Annotated in this window: 3 protein-coding genes; all 3 read left to right on the plus strand. The window is 71.9% G+C overall.

The genetic code is table 11. The annotated features are described in order from the left end of the window. Nucleotides 1–3264 (plus strand): HAMP domain-containing protein (locus tag ACFWJX_RS10220; RefSeq protein ID WP_383239649.1); only part of this gene is annotated, 3264 nt, incomplete at its 5' end. 122 nt (nucleotides 3265–3386) lie between these two features. After that, nucleotides 3387–5852 carry a SpoIIE family protein phosphatase gene (locus tag ACFWJX_RS10225; protein WP_383239724.1) on the plus strand — a complete coding sequence of 822 codons (2466 nt, stop codon included), beginning with the start codon at nucleotides 3387–3389 and terminating at the stop codon, nucleotides 5850–5852. 199 nt (nucleotides 5853–6051) lie between these two features. Next, nucleotides 6052–6438, plus strand: a complete 387-nt coding sequence (locus tag ACFWJX_RS10230) for an STAS domain-containing protein (protein WP_383239652.1) — start codon at nucleotides 6052–6054, stop codon at nucleotides 6436–6438. Nucleotides 6439–6499 lie beyond the last annotated feature (61 nt).

The following is a 6499-nucleotide window of genomic DNA, read 5'->3' on the forward strand; positions in this document are numbered from 1 at the left end:
TTCGCCGACGAGGTCACCCGCGTCGCCCGCGAGGTCGGCACGGCCGGAAACCTCGGCGGGCAGGCCACGGTCCGGGGCGTCTCCGGCACCTGGAAGGACCTGACCGACAACGTCAACGTCATGGCGTCGAACCTGACGGGACAGGTGCGCTCCATCGCGCAGGTGGCCACGGCGGTGGCGCGCGGCGACCTGTCGCAGAAGATCACCGTGGAGGCCAAGGGCGAGGTCGCCGCTCTGGCCGATGTCATCAACACCATGGTGGACACGTTGTCGGCCTTCGCGGACGAGGTCACCCGCGTCGCCCGCGAGGTGGGGACGGAGGGCCGGCTCGGTGGCCAGGCGCACGTGCCGAACGTGGCGGGCACCTGGAAGGACCTCACCGACAACGTCAACTCGATGGCCAACAACCTCACCGGTCAGGTGCGCAACATCGCGCTGGTGACGACGGCGGTGGCCAAGGGCGATCTGTCGAAGAAGATCGACGTCGACGCGCGCGGCGAGATCCTCGAACTCAAGACGACCATCAACACGATGGTCGACCAGCTCTCCGCCTTCGCCGACGAGGTCACCCGCGTCGCCCGCGAGGTCGGCACCGAGGGACGCCTGGGCGGACAGGCCGAGGTGGAGGGTGTCTCGGGCACCTGGAAGCGCCTCACCGAGAACGTCAACGAGCTGGCCGGCAACCTGACCCGGCAGGTGCGGGCGATCGCCGAGGTGACGAGCGCCGTCGCCGAGGGCGACCTGACCCGCTCCATCACCGTGGAGGCCTCCGGCGAGGTGGCCGAGCTGAAGGACAACATCAACTCGATGGTGGGGTCCCTGCGCGAGACCACGCTCGCCAACCAGGAGCAGGACTGGCTCAAGACCAACCTCGCGCGGATCTCCGGGCTCATGCAGGGCCACCGCGAGCTGCCCGTGGTGGCCGAGCTGATCATGGATGAGCTGGTGCCGCTGGTCGCGGCCCAGTACGGGGCCTTCTACCTCGCCGAGGACGGTGCCGACGGCCCGGAGCTGCGGCTGGTGGGCGCCTACGGCTACCCCGACGACGACGCCCGTCCGACCCGTATCCCGTTCGGTCGCTCCCTCGTCGGTCAGGCCGCGCGCAGCCGCCGTACGATCATGGTCGACGAGCTGCCCACCGGGTACGTCGTCATCTCCTCGGGGCTCGGTCGGGTGGAGCCCGTCGCGCTGGTGCTGCTGCCGATCCTGTTCGAGGGGCAGGTCCTCGGGGTCATCGAACTGGCGTCGGTCACCACGTTCAAGGAGATCCACCGGGACTTCCTCGAACAGCTCAGGGAGACCATCGGCGTCAACGTGAACACGATCGTGGCCAACGCCCGCACCGACGAGCTGCTCGGGGAGTCCCAGCGGCTGACCGTGGAACTCCAGGCGCGGTCGGCGGAGTTGCAGGCTCAGCAGGAGGAGTTGCAGCGCTCCAACGCCGAATTGGAGGAGAAGGCCTCGCTGCTCGTGGCGCAGAACCGGGACATCGAGGCGAAGAACCTTCAGATCGAGCAGGCACGGCAGGAACTGGAGGCGCGCGCGCAGCAGCTGTCCCTGGCGTCGAAGTACAAGTCGGAGTTCCTGGCCAACATGAGCCACGAGCTGCGCACCCCGCTCAACAGCCTGCTGATCCTGGCCCAGTTGCTCGCACAGAACCCCTCGCGCAACCTGACACCGAAGCAGGTGGAGTACGCGGGCATCATCCACTCCGCGGGTTCGGACCTGCTCCAGCTGATCAACGACATCCTCGACCTGTCGAAGGTCGAGGCGGGCAAGATGGACGTGTCTCCGGAACGGGTGCCGCTGCGCCAGCTCATCGAGTACGTCGAGGCGACGTTCCGGCCGATGACGACGCAGAAGAGCCTCGACTTCACGGTCAGCACGGCCGCCGGTGCTCCGGCGGACCTGCTGACGGACGACTCCCGACTGCGCCAGGTGCTGCGCAACCTGCTGTCCAACGCGGTGAAGTTCACCGAGCAGGGCAGCGTGGAGCTGCGTATCGAGCCGGTGGACGTGGACGCGGTGCCCGACGGGGTGGCCCGCGGCGGCACGGTGGTGGCCTTCCGCGTGAAGGACACCGGCATCGGCATCCCCGAGCAGCAGCTCGAAACCATCTTCGGCGCTTTCCAGCAGGCCGACGGCACCACGAGCCGCAAGTACGGCGGCACCGGTCTGGGACTGTCCATCACCCGGGAGATCGCCCACCTGCTCGGCGGTGCGGTGACGGTGGACAGCGCGCCCGGCCGGGGCAGTACGTTCACGCTGTACCTGCCGGTCGCCCGCGGGGACTTCCAGGAGGTGCCCGGCAGCGGCCGGCCGGTGGAGCATGGTGTCGTCGCCGGGCACCTGGCGGACGCCACGCACGCACGGGGCCTCACCACGCCGTCCGTCACGGCCCGGCGTCCGCGTCGGCTGCTGGTCGTGGAGGAACGGCCGCGCGGGCTGCTGACACTGGTCGCCGAGAGCGTGGTGGCGGACATGGCGGGCGGCAGGGAGGACGGTGCCTTGCCGCCCCCGGTCGACATCGTCACCGCTGTCGGAGCACAGGAGGCGGCGGGGGCACTGGCCGCCGAGCCTTGCCACTGCGTGGTGCTGGAGCTGGGCCTGCCCGAAGCGGGGGCCTCCCGCTTCGTGGAGGCCCTTCAGGGAGACTCGGCGCTGACGAGCGTGCCGGTGCTCGTGCACAGCGGCCATCGCGCCGACCTCGCCCAGGAGGAGGCGCTCCGGTCCTGCTCGGCGGACCGGCCGCTGGAGTTCCTGTCCAGCCTCGACGAACTCCGTGAGCGCATCACGCTGCACCTGTCCGCCGAGGAGCCCGGCGACGTCCTCGCCCTGGTCCGCTCCGAGGAGCCACGGCCTGTGGCGCCGCAGCCCGTCGACGACGCCGTCGTGGGCCGGACGGTCCTGGTCGTCGACGACGACGCGCGCAATCTCTTCGCGCTCAGCGGGATCCTGGAACTGCACGGCATCCGGGTGCTGCACGCGGAGAACGGGCGCGAGGGCATCGAAGCGCTGCGCGACAACCCGGACATCGCACTGGTACTGATGGACGTGATGATGCCGGAGATGGACGGGTACGCCGCCACGGCCGAGATCCGCACCATGCAGCAGTACGCCGATCTCCCCATCATCGCGGTGACCGCGAAGGCGATGCCGGGCGACCGGGAGAAGAGCCTCGCCTCGGGAGCCAGCGACTACGTCACCAAGCCGGTCGACACGCATGACCTCATGTCCTGCGTCCGCCGCTGGCTGACCGCCTGAGGGCGGCCCGCCCGTCCGAGCCCAAGGCGTACCGGCCGAGGAGTCATCACACCGTGAGCATGTCCGAACAGCAGCCCGAGCGGACCGAGAGCCCGGCCCGGCCGGTGCCGGCCGCGTCCCCGATGCCGCCCGCCGACACAGCGCGCGTCGCCCACCCGGTCGCGTCGGCCCAGCACCCGGCCACACCGCCCACGGAGGCGGCCGCGGGCGTCGGTGGCGCGGCGCCCGAGCACCCCCGCGCGGCCGGCGGCCAGGAGGCGGCTCCCTCTCCCGTCGGACGCCTCGCGGCCACCGTCGAGCGGCTGCGGCGCGAGGTACGGGCGGCGCAGGCCGATGCCGAGGGTCGGGCGCTGGTCGAACTGGCCAAGGGGATCCTCGTGGAGCGGCTCGGCTGCGGGCCCGCGGAGGCGGCCCGGCAGCTCACCGAGCTGGCCCGGCAGGCCGGGGTGACGCCACTGGAGTTCGCCGTGGACGTCATCAACCAGGCCGCCAGGGACCGGGTCTCCGAGGTGACCGACGCCTTCGTCGCGGCCGTCACGGGATGCGAGGCTGCCGAGGAGTCCGCGGCCGTACGGCTACGGGCGGCGGAGAGCGGGGCGCTGGCCGCCCACGACACGCAGGCCGTCGCCGACTCCCTGCTCCAGCACGCGTTGGGCCCACTGGGGGCGGTGGCGGTGGCGATCTGGGCGGCGGGCTCCGACGGTTCCCTGACTCTCGCCGGAAGCGCCGGCTTCGCCCCCACCGAGGCCGCCCGCTGGCACTACGTCCCGCCGGACGTCTCCACGGTGGCCCGGCTCGGCCTGACCGAGAACTCGGGCCAGTGGATCGGCTCGCTCGCGCAGACCGGGCTCCCCACCATCGGTCGACATGCCCACCCCGAAGGCGGCCGGGCCGCCGTTCCCGCGGGGACCGGCGGCCGGATCCACGGCGTCCTGGAGATCGCCTGGCCGTCCTTGCTGGAACCGCAGCCGCCCCAGGTCGTCCGCCAGGTGGAGGCGCTTGCGGAGCTGTGCGCGCACACGCTGCAGGCGTATCCCCACGGCCGGGCCGCCGACCGGGAACCGCGGATGCTGCCGGACGCCGCCGAGCTGATGGACCTCGCGGACGGCCTGCACGACCCGGCGCTGGTCCTCGTGCCGCTCGTCGACGCGACGGGGCAACTGGTGGACTTCCGCATCCAGCACGTCAACGACCACTTCCTCGACCCGGCGGGCCGGCCACGGGCCGTGATCAACGGCGCGCTGCTGCTGGAGGCCTACCCGATGGCGGCGGGCGGCAGCGACCTCTTCCAGCGCATCGAACGGGTCCATGCCACCGGCGAACCGTTCCGGGCCCGCCGGATGAGCCTGACCTCGCTCGTCGACGAGGTATCGCTGTCGGCGGTCGCGGACCTCAGCATCAGCCGGCACGGCACCTGCGTGCTGCTGATCTGGCGCATCGAGGACGAGACGGCGCGGCTGGCGAGCCTGTTGCAACACGCCCAGCGCCTCGGCCGGATCGGCGGCTTCGAGGAGAACGTGCTGACCGGCGAGACGACGTGGAACGGGCAGATGTTCGCGCTGTACGGGCGGGATCCGTCGAGCCCCCCGGTGCGGCTGGAGGAACTGGGGGCCCATGCCCACGCGGACGACGCGGTCTCCATCGGCCGCTTCCTGCGCACCCTTCTGCACCACCGGCGTCCCGCGTCCGCCGCCTTCCGGCTCCAGCGGCCGGACGGGGTGACCCGGCACATGCGCATCGTCGCCGAGCCGGTCCTGGACACCGACAGGCGGCTGGTGGCCCTACGCGGTGCGTACCAGGACATCTCCGCCCAGCACTGGACGGAGGTGGCGCTCGCCGCCACGCGCGACCAGCTCGCCCAGACCGAACAGCACGCCAGCGAGCGCAGCCGACTGGCCCTTCAGCTCCAACACGCGATCATGCCCCCCACGCGGGCGCCGCTGGAGGTGGCGGGCCTCCAGGTGGCGGTCCGCTATCGGCCGGCCGAGGAGGAGCAACTCGTGGGCGGCGACTGGTACGACGCCGTGGTGCTGCCGTCCCGGCTGGTGATGCTGTGCGTCGGCGACGTGGCCGGGCACGGCATCGAGGCGGCGACCAGCATGGTCGTCCTGCGCAACGCGCTGCGTGGGCTCGCCGTGACCGGCGCCGGACCGGGCCAGCTCCTGTCCTGGCTGAACATCGTCGCCCACCATCTGACGGGCGCCGTCACGGCGACGGCGGTGTGCGGGTTGTACGACCCGGTCCGGCGCACCCTGCGATGGGCCAGGGCGGGCCATCTGCCGCCGGTCCTGGTGCGCGGCTCGGGCGCCGCCCCGCTGCCCTTGCTGAAGGGGATGCTGCTGGGCGCCGTACCGGACACGTCGTACGAGGAGGAGGAGATCGAGCTCGCCGCCGAGGACACGTTGCTGATGTACACCGACGGTCTGGTGGAGCGGCGGGACCGGTCCGTGGAGGAGTCGCTGACGCAGTTGCTGAGCCAGGCGCGCACGGTGGCGCCTTCGCTGGACCAGCAGTTGGACCGGCTGCTCACCTACAGCAGGTCCGACACGGACGACGACACCTGCATCGTGGGCATCAGGCTCAGTTAGCGGGTTCACCCGGCCGAGGGGGCATGGCCGTCCGGTTCGGGGGTATCCGCTGCTGCGCGGCGCGCGGCAGGGATCCACAGGTGGGACGCGAGGCGCACGGGCCGTGGCCGGTGCGCCTCCCGTCCGCCGGGGTTCCTGCCGCGCAGCGCGGTCGCCCGCCGGAGCAGAGAGCCCGGACCGTCAGTTTTCGGAGGTACTCGTGTCCATCGCCCAGAACCCGCTGTCCGTCGAGGTCACCCTGCCCCGCGAGGACGTGGCCCTGGTCACGGTCGAGGGCCATCTGGACCTCGACACCGCGACGGAGTTCCAGGCCCATCTGGCGAACCAGCTCCATCACGGCCGGCGGCACTTCCTGCTGGACCTGTCGGCGGTGCCGTTCATGGACTCGTCCGGGATGAACATCATCCTGCGGGTCTACCAGGAGGCACGGGAGCTGCCCGGCAGCGTGCACGTGATCGATCCGACGCCTGCCGTGCGCCGGGTCCTGGACCTCACCGGGGTCAGCATCACGGTCCCCATCTCGGACAAGGTGGACGACGCCCTGGCGCTGATCGACCGCCGGCAGCCGTCGTCCGAGGCCCCGTAGGCCCGGCCGGGCGGCGGGGCCCCCCCCCCCCGCCCCACGCGCGGGGGGGGGCCCAGCGCCA

The sequence above is a fragment of the Streptomyces sp. NPDC058335 genome (genome assembly GCF_042723915.1).
Taxonomy (GTDB): domain Bacteria; phylum Actinomycetota; class Actinomycetes; order Streptomycetales; family Streptomycetaceae; genus Streptomyces.

Excerpts from the sequence above, each read along its gene's own strand:
- ACFWJX_RS10225 (WP_383239724.1), top strand. The coding sequence starts at position 3,387 with ATGCCGCCCGCCGACACAGCGCGCGTCGCCCACCCGGTCGCGTCGGCC.